Source organism: Psychrobacillus antarcticus (assembly GCF_029533155.1).
Classification (GTDB): Bacteria; Bacillota; Bacilli; order Bacillales_A; family Planococcaceae; genus Psychrobacillus; species Psychrobacillus antarcticus.
This window is the reverse complement of sequence record NZ_JAIZDB010000011.1, coordinates 15171-35611: the sequence shown is the minus strand read 5'-3', so window position 1 is coordinate 35611 and position 20441 is coordinate 15171. Positions and strand designations below refer to the sequence as shown.

Genomic DNA, 20441 nt, shown 5'->3' with positions numbered 1-20441 from the left:
GAATGGGAAAACCTACAGGATTTATGGAATATGAGCGTGAAAAAGGTAAAGAGGTGGCCCCTCTCAAACGTATTAATAACTGGAAGGAATACTCATCTAAATTAACGGATGCGTCCTTACAAAAACAAGGGGCAAGATGTATGGACTGTGGGACTCCTTTTTGTCATATGGGAATTGAAGTTAGGGGGGCAACATCCGGTTGTCCGATTAATAACTTGATACCAGAATGGAATGACTTAGTATACAAAGGGAAATGGCAGGAAGCACTTGAACGTTTACACATGACAAATAATTTCCCTGAGTTTACTGGAAGAGTTTGTCCGGCACCCTGTGAAGGTTCATGCACTCTGGCCATTTCAGATCCAGCAGTATCGATAAAAAGTATTGAACGGACTATTATCGATAAAGGATTTGAGAATGGATGGGTAGTTCCAAGAATTCCATTATCAAGAACTGGTAAGAAGATAGCCATTATCGGCTCGGGTCCTGCTGGTCTTGCAAGTGCAGATGACCTCAATCAGGCAGGGCATTCTGTTACTGTTTTCGAGCGATCAGATCGAGCAGGTGGTCTTCTCATGTATGGGATTCCAAATATGAAACTAGAAAAAGATATTGTAGAACGCCGAATTAAATTACTCCAGCAGGAGGGCATTGATTTTATCCTTAATACAGAAGTTGGAGTGGATATTTCAGCAGTGCAATTGAAGGAGCAGTTTGATGCGGTAATCTTATGTATCGGAGCACAGAAACAACGCGTTCTTCATATGGAGGGCAGTAAATCTAAAGGAATACATCTTGCGATGGAATATCTGACGACTACCACAAAAAGTTTGTTAGATTCAAATTTCAAGGATGGTCAATGGATTAATACAAAAGGGAAAGATGTGATCGTCATTGGTGGCGGTGATACGGGAGCAGACTGTGTGGCGACGGCTATTCGTCAACAATGCAGGAGTGTAGTCCAATTTGGAAAGCATCCACAGCTACCTGTAAATCGTGCTGAAGATAATCAGTGGCCGACTGACCCAACTATTTTTAAACTAGAATATGCTTATGAAGAAGCGGATGCAAAATTTGGCAAAGACCCAAGGGAATATTTAATTCAAACGAAGAAAATCGTTGCGGATGCGAATAACAATGTAAAAGAACTTCATACGATTCAAATGGAGAAAGTTCTTGGAGATGATGGGTTCCACTTTTTTAAAGAAGTTCAAGGTACAGAGAAAGTATGGCCAGCTCAATTCTTATTGATAGCAATCGGTTTTGAAGGACCAGAAACTACGTTAGCAGACCAATTTGGTGTTCGAGTAACGAATAAAAAAATTACTGCATCATCAAAAGATTACTTAACAAACGTGGAGGGAGTCTTTACAGCTGGTGATGCTAGAAGAGGGCAGAGCTTAATCGTTTGGGCTATTAAAGAAGGGCAAGAAGTAGCCAAACGAGTAGATGAATATGTCAGTAAAGAACCGGTCATCGTCACTTGACCGGTTTTACTATGCTAGTGTGCTAAAGTTTTTGTTTTTTTTTTGTTCATTTGATGGCATAATAGTATACATAACGAATATGGGGGCAATTCAACATGATTGGAATTATAGATTATGGCGCAGGAAATTTACATAGTGTGTTAAAAGCGATTAAACAGCTTGGATATGATACAAAACTCATTACAACAGCAAGTGATCATACCGATGATATTACTAAGTTGATCCTTCCAGGGGTTGGAAATGCCAAAGTGGCTATGGATGTGTTGAATAGCACTGGTCTAAGCGATTATTTAAAAGCGAGAGTTTCGGAAGGTACTCCACTATTAGGTATTTGCCTTGGTATGCAGCTCCTACTAGAAACGAGCGAGGAAGGGAATGTGCCTTGTCTTGGTTTACTAAGAGGGACAGTACCAGAATTTACCGATGAATCGGAAAAAATCCCACATATGGGCTGGAACCAAGTGAAAGATGTTCAAAATCATTTTCTATTTAATAATATTCCAGACGAAACGGATTTTTACTTTGTTCATTCCTATTTTGCAAAACCAGAGAATGTGGAAGATATTTTAGGGGAAACAAATTATGGGTTAAATTTTGCGTCGGTAATTGGTAATTCACAAGTAATGGGCGTCCAATTTCATCCAGAGAAAAGCGGTAAGTATGGTATTCAGCTTTTAGATAATTACTGTAAACAAGGAGATAAATAATATGTTAAGAAAACGAATTGTACCAGCCATTGATGTATTAAACGATCAAGCAGTAAAGTATATTCAATTCCGAAATCCTACTATTATAGGAGATCCTGCGGAGCTAGGTAAAAAGTATACCGAAGATGGTGCAGATGAATTAATCTATCTAGACACTACGGCATCGTTGAAAAATCAAGATCTAAAACTGGATTGGATTCAACGTGTTGCCGAGCAAGTAAATATTCCATTTTCCGTAATCGGAGGCGTACGTACCGTCGAAGATTTCAAAAATTTACTACGTGCTGGAGCAGATAAAGTGGGAGTCAATTCTGCAGCAGTAATGCGCCCAGAATTACTTAAAGAAGCTGCGGATATTTATGGTAAACAATGTGTAGTTTTAGGTTTAGATGCTATGCCGATTTATAATGACTACGAAGAAATAATTAGATGGGAAGTTTACACACATTCTGGTCATGAGAAAACTGGACTAGATGTCGTAGAGTGGGCTCAACAAGCTGCTGATCTAGGTGCTGGAGAAATAATTTGTACAAGTATCCACAAAGACGGCATGAAAAATGGCTATGATGTAGCGCTTATTAAATTATTATCGGAAAAAGTTAATATTCCCATAATCGCTTCAGGTGGGGCAGGAAAAATCGAGCATATTGAAGAAGTCTTCACAGAGGGGAAAGCTGATGCTGCACTCGTTGCATCCATGATCCATTACGGAGACTATACTATAGGGGAAATCAAATCCTACTTGCATGCTAAAAATGTGAATGTACGTCTTACTTAATAAATGGAATGACCTAGCCTCACAGTGAGACTAGGTCATTCTTTTCTGCAAACGTTGGGTATTAAATATCAAATCGGTCGAATCAATAAGACAATCGGTCGAAACTATCTAACAATCGGTTGAAAATCACAGATAATCGGTCGAATACCACGAAAACGACCAATTCAAAATGCTCAATCCATTACTTCCCAACCACGCGCAGTAGCTAATTTCCGAAGTTTTTCTTCTGGTCTAACGGCTACTGGATTTCCTACTAACTCTAGAACAGGCAAGTCCGAAAAACTATCCCCGTACGCATAACTATTCTCCCAATCAATCTGATGACCACTCAATGCTTCTTGTACTTTCAACGTTTTTTGTTCCCCATTTACATGGTGGATGACATTCTTTGTATAAACTTTGTCATCTTTATAGAATATATCTGTGCCAATGATCTGATTGAACACTATCCCATCTGTCACACGCTCTAAAAACTGTGTATAAGCACCAGATACAAGTAAGATATGGATATTTTCTTGCTGATGAAGTTTCAGTTTTTCTAACACCTTTTCGTTAAAATCCTGTTGCATCTCCGTTTTTATTTCCTCGAAGTATACATCCATTTCCTGTTTTGTAAGACCATCAAATGCCTCTAAATATAATTGCATAGATCGACTTTTCATCTTGCTAGAAGGGTAGATCTTCAGTTTGTTTGCTATGTACGGTGGGACAATTGCCCGATAGAAGCGTTTGTATGATGAATGGTAGGTAGGGTGTTCTTTTAAATGTTTCATTAGTAATGTAAATGTTTCTTCTGCATAGATTGTTCCGTCAAAGTCAAAAATAGCTACTCGCATACATTCCACCCTTTTCTTCATTAATAACCAATATAGATATTATACGTTATTAACAAAGTTAAACAATTGAAAATAAAATAACTCGCCCCATAGCAATGGGACGAGATAAATAATTTAACTCATCATTTTTCCTTGAGCAGGTGCAAAGGAGTTCAACATTGCTTGCATGCTTTGCTGATCAAGCTGTGGAACTTGATAATAATGGTGCTTGTTTTGATATATAGAAAGCTCATAAGCCATTTCGATACAGTTTGGAATGGAGTCAGCTAGCACTCGACGAACAACTGGATTGGTTGTTTCTAATGCGCAGCTAGTTTTAGTAGTAGCTGAGGTCTTAGCAGCACCTAGAAGGTATCCTGAAATTATTTCATCTGAAATTTCATTGGCAGTTTGCATTGGTTTTTTGGGCTGTGAAGGTTTAATACCATAAATAAAATCATTTCCAGTTTGCATTTTATAGCTAGTAGTTGGGTGGGATGGATCTGCACCTGTTTTAAAGCATTCTACAGTAATATTATATTCGTCTAATGCAAAGGCATATTGTCTATCTAAAATAGTAAGTAATTCTTGGTCTTTCACATGTGGACGTAGCAACGTTTTTAAATTTAACCCAGATACCATTGTTGATAGTACTTCATGTACGTCAAAAAGTTCATGACCACCATGATTCATGTTTTGTGCGATATTGCCTGTTTGCATATTTTGATGAGTTTGACCTTGACCTTGTCCAAATGGGTTTTGTGTCATTCCAACTTTTCCTCCTTGTAGAAACTGTGATGAAACATCTCTTGTAGTTTGAACAAAAACGCATAAAATATGCAAGCAATAAAAATAAAAAAACAATCCCAATATATTTCTTTGGGATTGTTACATGATTAGTTTTATTTAATACTCGCTATTAACTGAAAGATTAATGAATATAGAAATTGATACATTTCTTCGATAGAAAAGGAATCATCAAAACCTTTTAAATAATTTATAGGTAAATTAATTTCCCATAAACCTTCATTAGCAGCAAACATCATACTATATTGCATTTTCTCTGCATCGTAATGGGCATCAAGAAAAGCTCTAATTTCTGCGGTATATTTTTTTTGAATAAATAATCCAAACATTGCAGTGTAAACTTCAAATACCTCATCGTATTCAACTGCGATTGCATCTACGCTAACAATGTCCAAAACTGGCGTTTCTAAAAAAGTATACTCTTGAATATTATCTTTCAAATAGGATACGGGTGATTGTAAAAACTCAATAGATTCTTTCGTAATTAGTTCATCCGTTTCTTTGTTATATCGTTCAATAATTGCTTCGTTGAAAAAACTTTGTAGAACGACATTTACTCCTGCGGGAAGTAATTGATTTTTTTCTGCAAAATCTTTTTCCTCGTTTGTTAATGCTACTTCATTGCCTGTAGATTGTTCGATTTTTTTAGTGAGTTTATTTGTAATCATAGAAATTGATTCCTCTCTTCTGCTATTTCTTCTGCCATTAATTGAAGGTCATATGCATCAATAACGATTATTGGATAATCATTTTTTTCAGCATATTGCTCTGCTAACTTTTTCATGAACATTGGAGAGCCTTCATTCTCTTCATCGTACACGATTAACATACCATCTGTATTACGAACAACGAATTTATTTCTTTCTATAAATTGCCATGGAGCTTCATAAGGTTTTTTAGTTACGCTTGTATGATAATCTGCTTGCATTAAGAGACGTTCATACTTTTCTTTTTTTTGTTCATTCCAATTTTTTTCTTGCTCTAAAAATGGGGTAATAATAGCAAATTTTATATGTGGATATTCATCCTTCAGATCAAGAATTAGTTCGGCAGTCCAAGTTTCCACACCTTGCCCGCCACCTAATATTACCCATTCTAAACCTCCATCCAACAACACGCGTAGTTGATTTTCTAGCGTTTGTTTAATGATCGGAATTCCTTTATGGGAGTCATTAAATATGCCTAATTCATGTGCTTTATAACCTGTAACTAATAGTCTCTTAATCATTATATCACCCAACTTATTTAAACGTCCTAGTCCATCATAGCATGTTCTTGTTACCATTTAAAACCTTATACCATACACTAGTATGATTGTTAAGAAGGGATGGATATGGAGTGAACGACAAGTCGCAAGCAAATGTGGAATTTGTAAGCCAATTTGAGGGATATGTTTATCAGGCGGCAATGGGATTACAGGGTAAAATGATTGCTGTTCAAACTACTAGAAGTACAATGCAAGGTACGCTTAAAAGCATTGCACCAGATCATCTAGTTATAGACGTAAGTGGGACACCATTTTATATTAGAACACAGCAAATAGTGTGGATTTCACCAATAATCTAAAAAAAGAGGAGCTTGTTATTTGTTTCAGCGAGTGGATAAATTATTAATTGATCTACCGAGAGTTGAATATGGGGATGCAAATGCCGCTTCTGCAGTTCAAGAGTTATTAGGTGGAAAGTTTGGGGAAATGTCGACGTTAAATAACTATATGTACCAGTCATTTAATTTTCGTGGTAGAGGGAAATTAAAACCATTTTATGATTTAGTAGCTAGTATAACTGCAGAAGAGTTTGGTCATGTGGAACTAGTATCAAATACTATTAACTTATTAAATAAAAATTCTTCGTTTACTGGTGACCCGAACAGTTCTCCACTTCAAGCTGCTATCGATAAACGAAATACGTATGCTTTTATTGCAAATGCTCAAACTTCCTTAGCGGGAGATTCTATGGGGAATCCATGGAGAGGTGATTACGTATTTTCAAGTGGCAACTTAGTATTGGATTTACTTCATAACTTCTTTTTGGAATGTGGTGCGAGAACGCATAAAATGCGCGTGTATGAGATGACGGATCATCCGACTGCTCGAGAGATGATTGGGTACTTACTTGTACGTGGTGGGACGCATGTTCTGGCGTATGCAAAAGCGATTGAAATAGCAACAGGAGTAGATGTTACGAAAATGCTACCAATACCAAATCTCGATAATCGTGTCTTTGATACAGCTAGAAAGTATGAAGAACAAGGGTATGGGAATGTATTATTCACATGGAATAATGTAGGAGACTACAAAGATATAAATCAGATTTGGAAAGGCAATAATCCATTGAGTGGTGAGAAGCTATATGTAAAAGAAGGAAGTCCTAAAGGGTATGATATTCCTGATTTAAGATCACTTCCAGAGGAATTTGCACCAGGTATAGGACCGGATGAATACGAAGCAATTGCAAAAAGATTAATGGCTAATATGTAAAGGTACACTAATAATTAAGACCGATTGCAGAGCGCAATCGGTCTATTTATTTGATAACTCATCAAAGGATGAATCGGTCGAATGCCCTGATAATCCGCTCATTTACCCATTCATAACTTTACTGGACATTAATGATTGTACTTCGTCTTCTGTGTATCCAAGCTCAGCAAGTATTTCTTTGTTATGCTGACCAAGCAGGGGAGCCGCAGTTTTAAATTGTCCGGGCGTTTCAGAGAATTTAGCTGGGAAGCCTAGCGTTTTCATTGCTCCAGCTATAGGATGTTCGTAGTCTAGTATCATATCTCTCGATAAAATATGTTCATCATTTAACGTTTGATCATATGAATAGATAGGTCCAGAAGGGACGCCTCCAGCATCTAATAGATCTAACCAGTAGGAGGAGGGATGTTCACTTAGAACTTTCTCAATTTCTTTCTCCAGTTCGCTAGCATTTTTTGCTCGAATACTATTGGTTAAAAATCGTTCTTCCGTTAGCCATTCTGGTTTATGGACAACCTGTAAACAAAATTTTTCCCAAAGTTTCTGATTTCCAGCACCAATAAGGATAAATCCATCCTGCGTTTTATAGCCTTGATAGGGTGCTGAAACACGGTGCGCTGTGCCATTTCTTTGAGGTACTTCACCTTTTCCAAAATAGGCTGCAGCTTCCCATACAGTCCAGGCGAGACCCGAATCTACTAAAGAGACGTCAACATATTGCCCCGTGCCTTTTTTAAGACGATAGATATAGGCGGATAAAATAGACTGGATGGCCGTTTGGGCAGCTGCAATGTCATGAATTGCAATACCTACTTTGACAGGCTTGCCATTTTTCTCTCCAGTCATATCAATAAGGCCAGAAAGACCTTGTGCCATAATATCATAGCCTCCTTTATCCTTATACGGTCCTGTTTGACCATAGCCAGAGATAGAACAATAAATTATCGCTGGATTTATAGCTTTCAGCGTATCATAATCGATTCCAAGTTTTTTTGTAACACCGGGGCGATAATTTTCAATAAAAACATCCGCATCTTTAATGAGTTTATATAGTACCTCTAAACCGAGATCTGTTTTTAAATTAAGACATATCCCACGTTTGTTTCGATTGACCATCATATACATATAGCTTTCTTCTTTTATATACGGTCCCATGCTTCTAGTGTCGTCACCATTAGGGAATTTTTCCACTTTAATAACTTCAGCGCCCATATCTGCTAAAACCATCGTACAATAGGGTCCTGCAAGCACCTGGGATAAATCAAGTACTTTCATTCCTTTTAATGCTTGTTCCATCGTCGGTCCACCACCTTATATATTCCGTTAATCTTTAAATAACTTTAGTTTTTTAACTTCCTCTAGATTACGAGCCCCACTCAAAGAAATAGAAATTCGAGTCTCTTGAAGGAAGTTCTCTAAAACACGTTCGACACCTTCTTGACCACCAGATGCTAACCCCCAAATAACAGGGCGACCTATACAAACTGCAGTTGCTCCAAGAGCTAAAGCTTTTACTGCGTCAGAACCTCTTCTAATTCCACTATCAAATAAAACAGGAATTCGTCCATCTACTGCTTGAACTATTTCCGGAAGGGCATCAATGCTCGCAATAACACCGTCTAATTGCCGACCTCCATGATTAGAAACAATTATTCCATCAATTCCTTTTTCAATGGCAAGTTTAGCGTCCCCAGGATGAAGTATTCCTTTTATTAAGATAGGTAGAGTTGTATGCTCACGTAACTCCGATATATTAGTCCAGTTTAAAGTAGGGTGATATATATTTTCTACTATGCTATTTACAATACTTTCTTGAGATGGATCGCTAAGAGATGCCATGAATACTGGATCTGATGCATAGTTACCTTGTCCGAACCCGCGTTTTAATGGGGAGTATTGGTTGCGGACATCCTCCTCTCGCCAACCAAGCATTGTTGTATCGACTGTTAATACAATTGCTTCATAGCCAGCAGCTTCTGCTCTTTTAACCATGCTAAAGGAGATTTCTTTATTTTGGGAAGACCAATATAATTGAAACCATTTGGAACTGCCTTTTGTTTCTGCTGCAATTTCCTCTATAGAATAGCTAGACACCGTGCTTTGAATATACGGAAATCCGAATTTTGCTGCAGCTTTGGAGACCGCTAATTCGCCATCTTCATGGGCGATTTTATTCACACCAACAGGTGCAATGAATAGGGGGTGGGGATATGTATGTCCTAGAATCGTTACTTCTGTATTTAACGTAGATACATCCGTTAAAAAGCGGGGGATGATCGAATACTTTAAAAAAGAATCTGTATTTTTTCTATACGTTTCTTCACCACCAGCGGAGGAACGAATGTAGCCAAATGGACCAGGTTCTAACGTTCGTTTAGCTGCAGCTTCTAATTCGGCGAAATTAATTGGATAGTGAACGTTTGCTTCGATATTTTTTAATAATAAATCATTAGTGGACAAATGAAACACCTCTTATGAGAAATTTGGTTTTCTTTTTTCTAAAAACGCTTGGATGCCTTCTTTATAGTCATCGGAGCTGAAGGATGCTAATATAAGTTCCTCAATTTCTTTTGTTTCTTCATTATCACCATCGATAATTGCTTGGATTACTTGTTTAATACCATTATTCGCAACAGAAGATTTACGTATAATTTGACTAGCAAACTCAAGGCATTTTTCCTCTAACTCTTCCATTGGATAGATAAAATCAATTAAGCCGATTTCTTTTCCTTCTTCAGCAGTGATTAGTTGTGCCGTATACAATAACTCTTTTGCTTTTGTTGGTCCGATTAGATTTACTAACCGCTTGGTACTAACAAGGTTATAGATAATGCCTATATTTGCAGCGGTGATACCAAGTTTGCTACCCGAGGATGCGAATCGGAAATCACAGGAATTTGCAAGCTCCAATCCACCCCCAATAGCTAACGTCTTAATAAGCGCTATGGTAGGTTTTGGGAAACGATATAATTTTTCAATAGATTCAAGTGTTGCATCATTATAATCTTTTGCTTTTTGGGCAGAGAAACGATTTTCTAGAAACTCTGTTATATCAGCACCAGAGGAAAATGCAGTTTCATCTGCTCCTTTTAGTATTAATAATTTAACTTGCGAATCCTTCTCCAGTTCACTTAATAATTCACCTAACTGTTTAAACATAGCAAGGGAGAAAGAATTCTTCTTATCCGCTCGATTAAAGACAAGCGTCGCAATAGATCCACAACGCTCCACATACAATAAATTTGTCATTTTGGAACCTCCTACTAATCTTTTTTAATACTAGCTGCAATACGGTTACCAATAGATTGGATACTCTGAACAAGGATGATTAAAATGACAACTGTCGCATACATAACGTCTACTTCATGTCTTAAGTGACCGAAACGATATGCCACGTCCCCTAAACCACCTGCACCAACCATACCAGCCATTGCTGTTGCACCGATTAAGCTTACCGTTGAAATGGTTAATCCTAATATAATAGAAGGGCGAGCTTCTCGAAGTAAGACATTCCAAATGATGGCGCGTGTACTAATACCCATTGCTGTATATGCCTCAATTACTCCATTCTCTACTTCTAAAAAAGCTGACTCCATTAGGCGAGCGATATATGGTGCTGAATAAATTACTAGGGGTATGATAACTCCCTTAACACCAATAGATGTTCCAACTATTAACTTTGTAAAAGGCAGAATGAAAAAAAGTAAAATGATGAAAGGAACAGAGCGTACAATATTTATGATTAAATTACTTAACTGATAAATAACCTTGTTTTCTAATGATTGGCCTGGTCTAGTCAGGACGATTAAAATCCCAAGTGGAATCCCGATTAATACAGAGAAGAAAAGGGAAATGCCGACCATTTGAAATGTTTGTAAAACAGATTCGCCAATAATTGGTAGCCACTGTTCTATAAATTGATCGGATCTACTCATGAGATTGTCCCTCCAGTTCTTCAGTTGTTACACCTTGTTCTTCAAGATAGTGGATAGCATTTCTAACCTGTTCTTTGTCCCCAATTAGGTGAACGACGATATTTCCGACAATGCCATTTTTCAATTCGATAATATTAGCAGATAAGATGTTAGGTTGTACATTAAATTTCTGACTCACTTCAGCTAACAATGGTTTTCCAGTACTTTCGCCGACAAATGTTAAACGTGTTACAGCACCTGTAACTTTTAACTGAGATATTAAAGAAGAGGATAAGTTACGCTGACTGATTGTATTTAAAAATTTTTTAGTAGTTGGGTGAGTAGGGTTAGTAAATAGTTTAATAGCAGTATCTTGTTCAACAATTTCTCCATCTTCCATCACATATACATGATCACATATTTTTTGAATGACATTCATTTCATGTGTGATTAATAGAATCGTAATTCCTAATTCACGATTAATCTTTAGAAGCAATTCTAAAATAGAATCAGTTGTTTCCGGGTCAAGCGCACTTGTTGCTTCATCACTTAGTAATACTTCTGGCTCCTGTGCAAGGGCACGGGCAATAGCTACGCGCTGCTTTTGACCTCCAGATAACTGGTTAGGATAGTTCGTATGCTTATCAGTTAAACCAACTATCTCTAAATATTGTTCCACTCGTTTTTTTACTTCGGTTTTATCGTAGCCAAGTAGTTTTAGTGGAATAGCGATATTATCGTAAACAGTTGCTGTTTTTAATAGATTAAATCCTTGAAATATCATGCCGATTTTATTGCGCGTTGCACGCAACTTAGGAAGGGGAAGGGATGTAAGTTCTACTCCGTTAATGAAAACTTTGCCTTCCGTTGGTTTTTCTAGTAGGTTTACGCATCTAATGAGCGTACTTTTACCTGCGCCACTATAACCGATGACTCCGTGGATTTCTCCTTTATTCACCTGTATATTTACCCGCTTTACTGCTTTTACTGTTCCACTCTTGCTATTAAACTCTTTCGTGACATTTTCTAATACAATCATCTACTATCTTCCTTTCTAAAGAAAACGCTACCGAAGTCGGTAACGTTTTCAAGTGAATTATTCGTCCCAACTTGGTAATACAGAACCTTTAAACTCTTCTTCGATGAATTTTCTTACTTCTTCAGATTGATATGCTTTTATAAACTTTTGGATTGTTGGATCATCTTCGTTTTCCGCACGAACAACAATATAGTTCACATAAGGAGAGTTAGATGACTCTAGTAAAATAGAATCTTCTTTTGGATTGATACCTGCTTCTAGTGCAAAGTTAGTGTTGATGGCAGCTGCATCTACTTCACTTAGTTGTTTTGGTATTTGAGCGGCTTCGAGTTCAATAAATTCTAGGTTTTTTGGATTTTCTTCAATGTCATAAATACTAGCTGTTTCTCTTTTGTCTTCTTTAATTTTGATGAAACCAGCTTCTTCTAAAATATACAATGCGCGGGCACCGTTTGTTGGATCATTAGGTAAACCAAAAGTAGCGCCGTCTGGCAGGTCATCAATTGACTTGTATTTGTCTGAATACACGCCCATTGGATTTAATATTGTTCTTCCTACAGTAACTAAGTCTGTGCTATGATCCGCGTTAAACGTGTCAAGGAAAGGTTCGTGTTGATAGCTATTAGCGTCTAAATCACCTTCTGATAATGCTGTATTAGGTAAAATATAATCCGAGAATACTTTAAGTTCGACTTCTAATCCGTCTTTAGCTGCTACTTCAGCAGCCACTTCCACAATTTGTTCATGTGGTCCAGCAGTTACACCTACTATTATTTTGTCTTCATTAATCGCTTCTGTTTTTGAAGATGCGTCACTTCCACAAGCGGCAAGTGCACCAGTTAAAAGTACCGTTGACAACAATAATCCAAATTTTTTCATTTTCCATTCCTCCAAATAATTATTAAGAACGTTGTATAAATATAAAAGCCTCTCTTCCATTAGAAAGAGAGGCGCAAAAGTACATTTGTCCTCTCTTATCTATCAAAACAAATTGTTTTGCAGGATTTAGCACCTTTCCACATACGTTTAATATGTGGATGGTTGCCGAGCTTCATAGGGCCAGTCCCTCAGCTACTCTTGATAAGAGATATAAGCTATTAAGTTTTCCAACAGTTCATAAAATATAATTTACTACACCAACTTGTTAAAGTCAACCACCTTTTTAAAAGTTGGATATAATATTCGAAATAGATTATGTTTAGTGATAGTAAATATTTATACATTAGGAGTGTGTAAGCGTTGTCAAAAATTAGAGCGAATTATGCTGTTGGACAGATGGGTAAGGTAGTAGCTGCACGTTTAGTTTATGGAACTGATTTACTTGAAGGGATAGAGGAGTTGTGTAAAGTAAATAAAATTCAATCCGCTACAATTCTTAGTTGTTTTGGTAGTTTTCAAAGAAGTGGATTTGTTTATTTAGTTCCCAACGAGGATTCAGTTTTAGGGGTTGGGTACAATAACCTGGTTGTTAAAGAGGGACCGATAGAGTTTTTGCAAGGTACAGGGGTTGTATGTCAAAGAGATGGACAGTTTGAAACGCATTTTCATGGCACAATATGTGACCAAAATGGGAATATTTTTGGTGGTCATTTTATGAAAGGAGAAAACCCTGTAATTACAGTAGATCTCGTGTTAGCGGAAACGATTGATATAGAGTTTCGTAGACAGTTTGACGAGGAAACAGGAGCTAACCAATTTTATCCTGTAGGGACTAATAAAAAGATACCTAATCAGCTGGATAAGTGAATAACCGCTGGTTTGCGTTTGAGGTGGTAGAACAAAGTTAAGAGTGCCATCTTCCACTATAAACAAATCAAATAAGATAGTAGTACACCATTAATAAGGTATAGCCAGGTGTCACTTAGGTAAAGTAAGTAGCTTTTACAAAAAGTAGTGGTCATAGAGAGAAATAATAAGTGTTTTCTAGATAAAAAAGGATAGATGCGCCGGAAATTGTATCTTCCGAGGCCCGCAGGATGCGGGTCAGGCAGTCGTTGCGACACGATGTCGCGTCCTTAGACTGTCATCCACTTCTATGTATAAGCAAGAATTTCTTCTCATCTTCCCAAAAGCAGTACTAAACTAGTTCCTAAAGTTGAAGAAGGGCGTCGGACAGAAAAAGTGAAACTTCAATCAGTGGGGCTTCATTCCCCACTGATTGTTAGTTGAACCATTCGGGCGCTTTTACGGGCAGTTCTCTACTGCCCGTTAATGCGGGAAAAATGCCATAAAATTACCGAAAAAAGAGAGGCAGGTCGTGATGTGAGTGACGACCTGCCTCTCAAAAAATAAAAGGTAATTGTATAGCAACAAGTCTATCAAAAGCACTTCGGAAACGATAGAATCATGTTTTGACCTAAAAGGAATGCTGTTTATTTAAATAAATTCAGTTTTCCAATCCGTGTAATTGCTTCTTTCAATCGTTCTTCATCCACTAATAGACCCACTCGAACATATCCTTCTCCGAACGCACCGAATCCATTACCAGCAGCTACAGCTACGTCTGCTTCTTTCAACAGTAAATCTGCAAAAGCTTCACTCGTATAATTAGCAGGAACAGGTAACCATGCAAAGAAGGACCCTTTTGGTGCACTCACTTGCCACCCGATACTCGTGCAAGATTCAATAAGTGTGTTTCGTCTACTTTCATATAATGCGACCAATTCTGTCACACTTTCCTGACTATCGTTTAAAGCTGCGGTAGCTGCTACTTGCACGGCAGGGAAGAGACTTACAAATAAATGGTCTTGAATAATATTAATAGCTTCAATAATTTTAGCGTTTCCAACTGCAAAACCAACTCTCCAGCCGGCCATATTATATGTTTTAGATAATGTATACATCTCTACACCTACATCTTTTGCGCCATCTGCCTGTAAAAAGCTTACCGGCTTGACGCCATCAAAACCTATTCCTCCATATGCAAAATCATGGACAATGGCAATATCGGATTGTTTTGCTAATGTGATAGTTTCCTGGAAAAAGTCTAATGTAGCAATAGCACCAGTTGGGTTATTAGGATAATTTAAGTACATTAGTTTTGCTTTTTGTTTTTGTTCCTCTGTTAAAGAGCTATAATCCGGAAGGAAATTATTTTCTTCGACTAAAGGCATCGTGTTAAACTCTACATTTGCAAGTCCAACCCCTGATAAATAATCAGGATAACCAGGATCTGGAAGGAGCATTAAGTCATTTTCATTCATCAGTGCTAAAGGAAGTTCTACTAAACCAATTTTAGTCCCAAATAACACTGCCACCTCTGTTTCAGGGTCAATGTCCACATTGTATTCTCGTTTATAGAAATTGGCTGCGGCTTTTTTAAAATCTCCAGTTCCACGAAAAGGGCTATACTTATGATTTTGTGGATTAGCAGCTGCTTCTTGCAGTGCTTTCACAATATGAGGGGGTGTGGGCTGATCAGGATTTCCCTGCCCTAAATTTATCACATCTCTACCTTCCAAAACTGCATCTCCTACTTTTTTTACTAGCGTAGCAAAAAACTGTGCAGGCAGATTTTTTAAACGGTTTGAAAATTCCATTTACATAACCTCTTTTTCTAATTAGTCGCATTTGTTAGACATCCGTTTTATTTTACCTTAAATATTTAACTTGTCTATACGGCACCCTATTAGTTTTGGTTTTAAAAAACGGTCCTACGAATGGGAAGATATTGCAGAAAAGCTTTATATGTCTTGGCATAAGGTGTTGCGTAAGTGGAATATATTAATTGATAAGACTGCCAAAAGGATAGGGTGGGTGTGAATGAGTAAAGAGAGGTCGGTAACGTCTGGCGGAATTGGATTTGGAGTCGTATTAGCGATAGTGATCTCATGGACAGTGAACAAATCAATACTGTGGGCGATTATTCATGGGGTGTTTGGTTGGTTCTATGTAATTTATTATCTGTTGCAGTATGGAATTTCTTAGCACTTTTCGAATGAAGGAGGCAATTAGATGAGGCGATTTTTAATACTTCTTACAATAACTTTTCTATTAGCAGCATGTGGATCAGTGAATGAGAACATTTCAGAACAGATGAAGAAGGATGTTGAACAGGTGCTTACTACTGTTGAAACCTCACTAGAGAAAGGGAGAGAGCCGACGATTGAAGAATGGAAGACTATGATTGAATACAAAGAAAAGTATGACTCAAGGCTAATTGATGGGGAATTAAGTGATGATGAACGCTTACTGGAAACGTTAATGGCAGGTTTGATTAGCAAAGTAGACAATCAACATTCTTTAGATACTGCAAATGAAAGAATAAAAGCAGAAATAGAAGAAATACGAACGTTTATGAACACAGGTGAATATTAAATGAAAGCACTCACAATTGTGGGTGGTTTATAAAAAAGGAAAGTATATAAAAATGCATGTGAACACTGGATGTTAAGAGCGGTCAAAGTAAATATAGTGATAATACGGTCTGTTGTATTAGGGATACTATTCTTTAAGGAAGGATGAAAAAAGAAGGTTGTTTTATTTAGTGGAAATAAAGAGAAATAGTAAGTAGATACTAAATATAGAAGCGAAGCAGCGAACGAAATTGCATCTTCGTGAGCTTCTTCTCTATTTAGGAATTTAACTTTTCTCTAGTTAACCAAAAATGTACTAACCTGTTTCTTATAGTTGTAGAAGGGCGACGGACAGTCAATAGCCATCAGATTACCGAGAAAAAAAGATGCTGGTCGTGACTTCAGTCACGACCAGCATCTTAAAAAAATCAAACGGTAATTATATAGCAATAAGTCTGTCCAAAGGACTTCAATACAGTAGATACAAGTTTAGTTCCTAAAGGACCGAGCGTATTTTTACCCGGTTTTTATTAGGTTGAATAATATTAGTGACAATAATTTCCAATAATTTTTAATTACGTGAATAGTTGCATTTGTTAGTCAAATCTTATACCCTTTTAATCATAATGATTATAGGAGTGGCAAAATGAGAATTGCATGTGTTCAGTTAAATATAGCTTTTGGAGACCCAAAAGAAAATTTTAGAAAAGTTGAAGAGAAGATTCGAAAAGCAGCCATGTTAAATGCGGAAATTGTCGTATTACCTGAAATGTGGAATTCAGCTTATGATTTAACTCGTCTCGAGGAATTGGCAGATGTAAACGGGGAAGAAACTAAAAATCTCCTGACTAGTTTAGCAAAAGAGCTACATATTCATATAATTGGAGGCTCAGTTTCAATAAAAAAGGATAATCACTTCTTTAATACGATGTACATCGTTAATAATACTGGAGAGCTTATTGCTGAATATGATAAAGCTCATTTGTTTAAATTAATGGATGAACATCTTTACTTAGAAGCAGGATCAAACAAAAATATCTTTAAGCTGGATGATGTTGAAATGGGCGGCGTGATTTGTTATGATTTACGTTTTCCAGAATGGTTCCGGGCACATTCATCGGCCGGAGCAAAAGTTATTTTCGTACCTGCACAATGGCCAGCACCAAGAGTGGATCATTGGAAAATATTATTACAGGCTCGGGCGATTGAAAATCAATGTTTCATCGTTGCGGTAAATCGAGTTGGAGAAGATCCTAATAATTCATTTAACGGAAACTCGATGGTAATTGCGCCATGGGGAGAGATTCTTTGGGTTGGAGCAGATAAAGAAACAATCGGCGTAGTAGATATCAATATAGACGAAGTGGAAGAAGTAAGAAACAGAATTCCTGTATTTAAAGATCGTAGAGTAGATATATATTAATAGAATTTGGCAATCTGTATTGACGTACAGATTGCTTTTTTGTATGGTTTTCTAAAGGGGGAGTTATTAATGGTAGAAAAAATTCGCGCTATTCAAGATGAGTACCCAGAGGATTTTGCATGGTGCTACGGTTGTGGGAGAATGAACAAAGAGGGACATCACTTTCGGACGGCTTGGGAAGGGGAACAGACAGTAACTATTTACGAACCAAAACAAGAACATATCGCTATACCTGGTTTCGTATACGGTGGGCTAATTGGGGCATTAGTTGACTGTCATGGAACAGGTTCTGCTTCGCTTGCACTACATCGGAAAAATGGGTTTGAACCTGGGAGTGGAGATACACCACCACGCTTTGTGACTGGATCTCTGCATGTAGATTTCCTTAAACCAACGCCTCAAAAGGTTACACTAAAAGCAATTGGCAAAGTCGAAGAAATCCATCCAAAGAAATTCAAAGTAACTACAGAAGTATTTGCAGGGGAAGAGCTCTGTGCTCGCGGTGAAGTAATTGCTGTAGTAATGCCTGCGACTTTTGGGAAACAATAAATAATTTAACGAACCTACAGCTAAATTTTAGTTGTAGGTTTTATATTGTGAAATAATTCAGATGATCATAAGTAATAGGATTTGGGAATGGAATACAAAGGAGGGCGATAAAGTGGATACGTTTTAATATTTTCTTTATGCAACTTTGTATACTGTATTATTAATCTGGGGATTGTATGGAATAAGAAAGCATGACCTAGCAAAGTGGACAAGTGTTATCTACGTAGGCATACTACCCTTGATTTACGATAATTTTATCCTTGCAACAGGCAAGTGGGATGGAATGGGCAAAGAAAAATTGGTTAGTTATTTTAGGCATCATTTATACGATAGGTTTAATAGTATTAGAATTTTCTTTAGAGGTTGTTGGATTGGAAATTAAAAGTAGGGAAAGAATATGGGGTTATAAGCTACTCAAATGTTGAAGAAGCGACAGGCCCTTCGATTATGGTGTTATTGGTTACGCTAATTCTCCTTGTAGCGAGTGCAATCTTATGAAAAAAAACGAAATGGACAGTATTCTATATTGGTGCTGTTATGATGACGATTGGAAGTGCTGTTCCTATTAACATAGAAAGTGGAGCAGTGACGAATGCATTTGAGCTGTTTTTGATATTCACATTAATATGGACTAAACGAAGATTGTTAACAAATAAGTTACATGTTAAATAGTTTCCATCTAAAAAGGCATACTAGATTCTAGTATGCCTTTAATCCTTTATGTGTTTACTATATCATCTACAGATGGCGAAGCTTTTGGTTCTGGTACTCTTGTCAAAATGATAAACCCTATTATGAACAGGACGACCAAACTAAATACACCATAAGCCGAGTTTCCAGTTATTTGAGCAGTAACAGCTACCAATAGTGGACCTAAGATAGCCGCAAATTTACCGAAGATATTATAAAATCCGAAAAACTCATTTGAATTTTCTTTTGGAACTAATTTAGCATAGTAGGATCTACTAAGCGCTTGTATACCGCCTTGAGAAGTTGCTACTAGCATTGCTAAGATCCAAAAATCTACGATAGTATCTAAGAAAAAAGCATAAGTACATACAATTATATAAACAATTATACCGACATACAGCATTTTCTTTTCAGAAAACTTCGTAGCTAATTTCCCATATAAAATGGCAAAAGGAGCAGCGACAACTTGCGTCGCAAATAAAACGATAAGCAAACTCGTAGAACCCAATCCTAAGTCAGAACCATAAGCTGTAGACATGGAGATAATGGTACCTACTCCATCAATATAAAAAAAGTAAGCTATTAAAAATAAAAAGACAGTCCGGTATTGTCGTATTTCTTTGAAAGTATTTCCTAAACGTTTAAAACTTTCTACGATTAAGTTTCCCTCTTTTTCGATAAAGTGAATTTGCTTCACATTTTTAAACATTGGGATAGAAAAGATTACCCACCAGATTGCTGTGATCACAAACGCAATTCGGCTTGCATTATTTGTTGAAATTGGAATGATTTCTTGTATGGCTAGTAAAATAATGACGATGCTTAGTAAAAATGGAATAGTAGATCCTATATAGCCAAGACTATATCCACGTGCAGATACTTTGTGCATACGTTCATTGGTTGTTACGTCGACAATAAAGCCGTCGTAGAAAACGTTTGCTCCAGTTGCACCGAGTGCAGCAAGTGTATAAAAAATTAGTAATAAAATCCAATTATCAAAAGGAACGAACGCTAGCATTGCTGTAAATGTAACGCCTAATACAAAGAAAAAAGTAAAAAATTTCTTTTTCATTCCACGATAATCCGCAATTGTTCCTAAAACAGGGCCTAACAAGGCAAGTATAAAAGTGAAAATGGCAATCGTATAACCGAGATAAGCAGTGGAATCTGCTGCATCTACTCCAGCAGCTGTTGCAGATTCTTTGTAAAAAATAGGGAAAACTGCGGTAGTAATGATGATTGAATAAGCGGAAGAGCCCCAATCATAAAGAGACCAGCTATTCTCTTCTTTTGTGAATTTTTTCAAGATATCCATCCTTCCAACCATATTATTCATTATTGTACATTAAATAAATCAGACGTAGTATAATAATTCAGAAAAATAACTTAAATTTTACAATGGTATATTAATGTTTTTAACATTCGTTTTTAAAATTTACATACTTTTAACATTTCAAG

23 protein-coding genes and 1 riboswitch are annotated in these 20441 nt (G+C 37.0%); of the genes, 11 read left to right on the top strand and 12 right to left on the bottom strand.

The window, feature by feature from the left end; genetic code table 11:
- Window positions 1-2: 2 nt before the first annotated feature.
- From gltD to hisF, 3 genes are all read left to right on the top strand, one after another.
- Complete coding sequence (gene gltD, locus LDK52_RS07645; protein ID WP_277585363.1) at window positions 3-1487, top strand: glutamate synthase small subunit; 1485 nt, start codon at window positions 3-5, stop codon at window positions 1485-1487.
- 95 nt (window positions 1488-1582) lie between these two features.
- A complete protein-coding gene (hisH, locus tag LDK52_RS07640) occupies window positions 1583-2194 on the top strand; it encodes an imidazole glycerol phosphate synthase subunit HisH (protein WP_277585362.1) in 612 nt (203 codons plus the stop codon).
- A gap of 1 nt (window position 2195) precedes the next feature.
- Entirely contained in the window at window positions 2196-2972 is a 777-nt protein-coding gene (hisF, locus tag LDK52_RS07635; RefSeq protein WP_277585361.1) for an imidazole glycerol phosphate synthase subunit HisF, read from the top strand.
- A gap of 173 nt (window positions 2973-3145) precedes the next feature.
- Here the strand turns inward: hisF and LDK52_RS07630 are convergent, their stop codons facing one another.
- The 4 genes from LDK52_RS07630 to LDK52_RS07615 form a co-directional block, all read right to left on the bottom strand.
- A complete protein-coding gene (locus LDK52_RS07630) occupies window positions 3146-3808 on the bottom strand; it encodes an HAD family hydrolase (RefSeq protein ID WP_277585360.1) in 663 nt (220 codons plus the stop codon).
- Between the two features lie 114 nt (window positions 3809-3922).
- Window positions 3923-4555, bottom strand: coding sequence for a spore coat protein (locus LDK52_RS07625; protein WP_277585359.1), 633 nt, complete (start codon window positions 4553-4555; stop codon window positions 3923-3925).
- A 134-nt stretch (window positions 4556-4689) separates the two neighbouring features.
- The gene (locus LDK52_RS07620) at window positions 4690-5262 is read right to left on the bottom strand and encodes a branched-chain amino acid aminotransferase (protein WP_277585358.1); all 573 of its coding nucleotides are present in this window, start codon (window positions 5260-5262) and stop codon (window positions 4690-4692) included.
- Window positions 5259-5822, bottom strand: a complete 564-nt coding sequence (locus LDK52_RS07615; RefSeq protein WP_277585357.1) for an SLOG family protein — start codon at window positions 5820-5822, stop codon at window positions 5259-5261. Before LDK52_RS07615 ends, LDK52_RS07620 begins: the two co-directional genes overlap by 4 nt.
- 110 nt (window positions 5823-5932) lie before the next feature.
- Between LDK52_RS07615 and LDK52_RS07610 the strand changes: the two genes are divergently transcribed.
- Both LDK52_RS07610 and LDK52_RS07605 read left to right on the top strand, forming a co-directional pair.
- The gene (locus tag LDK52_RS07610) at window positions 5933-6160 is read left to right on the top strand and encodes a YuzF family protein (protein ID WP_277585356.1); all 228 of its coding nucleotides are present in this window, start codon (window positions 5933-5935) and stop codon (window positions 6158-6160) included.
- Between the two features lie 19 nt (window positions 6161-6179).
- Entirely contained in the window at window positions 6180-7073 is an 894-nt protein-coding gene (locus LDK52_RS07605) for a manganese catalase family protein (RefSeq protein ID WP_277585355.1), read from the top strand.
- Window positions 7074-7175: 102 nt separating this feature from the next.
- On the opposite strand, the gene LDK52_RS07600 is transcribed toward LDK52_RS07605, so the two are convergent.
- From LDK52_RS07600 to LDK52_RS07575, 6 genes are read right to left on the bottom strand one after another with little or no spacing between them, the layout of a single operon-like run.
- Entirely contained in the window at window positions 7176-8369 is a 1194-nt protein-coding gene (locus tag LDK52_RS07600) for a CaiB/BaiF CoA transferase family protein (RefSeq protein WP_277585354.1), read from the bottom strand.
- Between the two features lie 27 nt (window positions 8370-8396).
- Window positions 8397-9542: an alpha-hydroxy-acid oxidizing protein gene (locus LDK52_RS07595; protein ID WP_277585353.1), complete on the bottom strand. Its 1146-nt coding sequence runs from the start codon at window positions 9540-9542 to the stop codon at window positions 8397-8399.
- Window positions 9543-9545: 3 nt separating this feature from the next.
- Window positions 9546-10322 (bottom strand): enoyl-CoA hydratase/isomerase family protein, encoded by a 777-nt coding sequence (locus LDK52_RS07590; protein ID WP_277585352.1) that lies wholly within the window; start codon window positions 10320-10322, stop codon window positions 9546-9548.
- Between the two features lie 14 nt (window positions 10323-10336).
- The gene (locus tag LDK52_RS07585; protein WP_277585351.1) at window positions 10337-11008 is read right to left on the bottom strand and encodes a methionine ABC transporter permease; all 672 of its coding nucleotides are present in this window, start codon (window positions 11006-11008) and stop codon (window positions 10337-10339) included.
- Complete coding sequence (locus tag LDK52_RS07580) at window positions 11001-12026, bottom strand: methionine ABC transporter ATP-binding protein (RefSeq protein ID WP_277585350.1); 1026 nt, start codon at window positions 12024-12026, stop codon at window positions 11001-11003. Before LDK52_RS07580 ends, LDK52_RS07585 begins: the two co-directional genes overlap by 8 nt.
- Before the next feature lie 57 nt (window positions 12027-12083).
- A complete protein-coding gene (locus LDK52_RS07575) occupies window positions 12084-12905 on the bottom strand; it encodes a MetQ/NlpA family ABC transporter substrate-binding protein (RefSeq protein ID WP_277585349.1) in 822 nt (273 codons plus the stop codon).
- Window positions 12906-12997: 92 nt separating this feature from the next.
- Window positions 12998-13113, bottom strand: a riboswitch (SAM riboswitch).
- A gap of 152 nt (window positions 13114-13265) precedes the next feature.
- On the opposite strand from LDK52_RS07575, the gene LDK52_RS07570 reads away from it, so the two are divergent.
- Window positions 13266-13772: a PPC domain-containing DNA-binding protein gene (locus LDK52_RS07570; RefSeq protein ID WP_277585348.1), complete on the top strand. Its 507-nt coding sequence runs from the start codon at window positions 13266-13268 to the stop codon at window positions 13770-13772.
- Window positions 13773-14398: 626 nt separating this feature from the next.
- On the opposite strand, the gene LDK52_RS07565 is transcribed toward LDK52_RS07570, so the two are convergent.
- Complete coding sequence (locus LDK52_RS07565) at window positions 14399-15565, bottom strand: pyridoxal phosphate-dependent aminotransferase (protein WP_277585347.1); 1167 nt, start codon at window positions 15563-15565, stop codon at window positions 14399-14401.
- A gap of 223 nt (window positions 15566-15788) precedes the next feature.
- Between LDK52_RS07565 and LDK52_RS07560 the strand changes: the two genes are divergently transcribed.
- The 5 genes from LDK52_RS07560 to LDK52_RS07540 all read left to right on the top strand — a co-directional run bounded on the left by LDK52_RS07560 (window position 15789) and on the right by LDK52_RS07540 (window position 18965).
- Window positions 15789-15953 (top strand): hypothetical protein, encoded by a 165-nt coding sequence (locus LDK52_RS07560; RefSeq protein WP_277585346.1) that lies wholly within the window; start codon window positions 15789-15791, stop codon window positions 15951-15953.
- A gap of 27 nt (window positions 15954-15980) precedes the next feature.
- Window positions 15981-16343 (top strand): hypothetical protein, encoded by a 363-nt coding sequence (locus LDK52_RS07555; RefSeq protein ID WP_277585345.1) that lies wholly within the window; start codon window positions 15981-15983, stop codon window positions 16341-16343.
- Window positions 16344-16967: 624 nt separating this feature from the next.
- The gene (locus LDK52_RS07550) at window positions 16968-17744 is read left to right on the top strand and encodes a carbon-nitrogen family hydrolase (RefSeq protein ID WP_277585344.1); all 777 of its coding nucleotides are present in this window, start codon (window positions 16968-16970) and stop codon (window positions 17742-17744) included.
- 69 nt (window positions 17745-17813) lie between these two features.
- A complete protein-coding gene (locus LDK52_RS07545) occupies window positions 17814-18293 on the top strand; it encodes a PaaI family thioesterase (protein WP_277585343.1) in 480 nt (159 codons plus the stop codon).
- A gap of 540 nt (window positions 18294-18833) precedes the next feature.
- Window positions 18834-18965: a hypothetical protein gene (locus tag LDK52_RS07540; RefSeq protein WP_277585342.1), complete on the top strand. Its 132-nt coding sequence runs from the start codon at window positions 18834-18836 to the stop codon at window positions 18963-18965.
- A gap of 46 nt (window positions 18966-19011) precedes the next feature.
- Here the strand turns inward: LDK52_RS07540 and LDK52_RS07535 are convergent, their stop codons facing one another.
- Window positions 19012-20292: an MFS transporter gene (locus tag LDK52_RS07535; protein ID WP_277585402.1), complete on the bottom strand. Its 1281-nt coding sequence runs from the start codon at window positions 20290-20292 to the stop codon at window positions 19012-19014.
- Between the last annotated feature and the right edge of the window lie 149 nt (window positions 20293-20441).